This window comes from Nitrosomonas eutropha (assembly GCF_003201195.1).
Lineage (GTDB): Bacteria > Pseudomonadota > Gammaproteobacteria > Burkholderiales > Nitrosomonadaceae > Nitrosomonas > Nitrosomonas eutropha.
This window is the reverse complement of the sequence record NZ_QICQ01000074.1, coordinates 1-2,121: the sequence shown is the minus strand read 5'-3', so window position 1 is coordinate 2,121 and position 2,121 is coordinate 1. Positions and strand designations below refer to the sequence as shown.

The window sequence follows — 2,121 nt, the reverse complement described above, 5'->3', positions numbered from 1 at the left end:
GTTTCCCTTGTTTTGTTGGTTGATCTGCCAGATCCTCAACAACAGGTTACACCGCTTCCTTCTCCCTTGTCATACACCAGAAATAATCATAGCTCTCTTAACTGGAGTGTCCGGGTCTATTAGACCATATCATTCTGACTATGGATCGATTCATATTTGCGGAGAGGCATACTCGGATTTCCAAGGATTTATTGAAGGCGCTCTCCGTTCAGCTCTCACTGTAGTAAAGCAAATCGAATAAAAACAATCTTGAACTGTGTAAAGTTTGTCCTCTTTTGTCAAACGTAAGCGTCCAACGCCACTATCTATCTCTATCCATTTTTTCCTCAGCACTTCAATAAACTCAGGGGGTAATGGTAGCAACTCGTCAATTCGATTATTAGGCCAGGCAGGTAATTTTATGAGTGTGTCTTTGAGCCAGACAGAAGGGTTCAGGCCGTTGAGTTCGGCAATGCAATCACCCATTAACGCACCGGCACCCGGAATATTGTATTTATTAGCTCCAACCCCCCCATTTTTTCATTTCAAATGAAATAAGTTCATTTACTTACCCAATAACATATCCATAAAGTCTTGGCGAACTTCTTTGGTAAGATTGCGGTAGGTGCCGAAAGGTACATGAGAATTTGATTTGGTGACATCAATCTCAATTCCCCAAAGCGGAGCAGCCGTTGTTGGCAATAAGGAATATCGCCCATCACCAATTACATAGTCATAATCGGGATGTAGAATCAGTATCCCGTCTGAAAGCTTGCTAAATCGTTGGATATCTTGATACATAGTAGTGCCTTTGAATGGCGCATATTTTTGTTTCCAATTTAACAAAGCCACTACTTCCCCTTCATATAATTTTGGTTTTGAAAAAGGCAACAGTCGCACTCCGTAAGTGTAAAGATTATCTCCTTGCGTATAACGAATACTCCACAAAATTTCATTGGCCATGGTTGGTTTGACTGTTAAATACTCAATTATGTGGCCTTGTCGGCTAGCTATTTCATGAGCCAAATCCTCTACCCTCTTTTGCTGAGAGAAGCCAAATGCCAAATAAATGGCAATCCACCCAAGCCCAATCCATGCAAATAGAGATTTCTTTTTATAGAATGCAAAACCTACCGCCAGAATCAATATCAGCGAAAAAAGAGGATCAAAAATAGAGATTAGATTCCATGAAAACCGCTCATCCGTAAAAGGCCACAACAATTGCACCCCGTAACTGGTTGCGGCATCTGAAAGGCAGGCAGATCCATAAGCCAAAAGACTATAAAAATACGTTTCTTTGAAGCTTAGCTTTTTTCTAACTAACCACCAAATGATTACGGTTGCAATTAGAGCGCCAACCGGAGTAAAAAATAGAGAGTGGCTAAACTGCCGATGGAATTCGACAGTTAACAATGGATCAGCAGCACTATTAATAAATACATCTAAATCAGGTAAGAGTGCACCAAAAAATCCAACAAGGGATATTTGCCGAATATTTTGTTTATTAGCAAAGGACTGCGTAGTGGTAGCACCAATGAGCCCATGGGTAATAGGATCCATAACCGACTTTGAAAGTTATTCTATGTGGGGATAAAAAATAAACCCTTTTTCCAGGATTTTTCCATGTACTGAAAGCTGACTTAGCTGTCATACATGATGATAATCGATCGAGAAATGACTATGTTTTGGTTCTTCACACAAAAAAGCCAAAGATTTTGCCGAATTATGGCACTTCAGGCGAAAGATGCCCAAGGGTGAAGGTCAATCCAATTGATGAAAATATTTGTGCAAGTGTTCTCAGCGATGACTCTCATATCCTTACCACACAGTACGGAAGTGTTCAAATTCAGGAATTATAAAAACGCCCTTTGAGTCAGGTAATACGTACAAGGCAGCCGTGCTGACTCATTGCAAAGTACCCTGGTAAACCAGGGCTGCTGTGTAACTAGAGCATTTTTGATTTAAATATATGCATGTAATAGACTATTTTCTATCACAACTGATGGGGAAGGTTATGCATGCCTATTCACAAGATCTTCGAGATCGCATTCTGGGTGCGTTGGATCGTGGCGAAGGTCCAACGGCAATTGCCCGGCGCTTTGAGGTGAGTCGCATGTGGGTGTATCAGGTACGCAAGCGATG

General features: G+C 41.2%; 2 protein-coding genes and 1 pseudogene. 1 reads left to right on the top strand and 2 read right to left on the bottom strand.

Going from position 1 to position 2,121, the window contains the following annotated elements; translation table 11 throughout:
* Nucleotides 1-351 precede the first annotated feature (351 nt).
* Together C8R14_RS14285 and C8R14_RS13180 are read right to left on the bottom strand one after the other, a co-directional pair.
* Nucleotides 352-450, bottom strand: a pseudogene (locus C8R14_RS14285) (transposase domain-containing protein); the annotation flags it as partial.
* 93 nt (nucleotides 451-543) lie between these two features.
* A complete protein-coding gene (locus tag C8R14_RS13180; RefSeq protein ID WP_011633479.1) occupies nucleotides 544-1,539 on the bottom strand; it encodes a metal-dependent hydrolase in 996 nt (331 codons plus the stop codon).
* 409 nt (nucleotides 1,540-1,948) lie between these two features.
* Here C8R14_RS13180 and C8R14_RS13175 point away from each other — a divergent pair.
* Nucleotides 1,949-2,121, top strand: a 173-nt coding sequence (locus C8R14_RS13175; RefSeq protein WP_309147368.1) for a helix-turn-helix domain-containing protein, incomplete at its 3' end; no start/stop codon positions are given.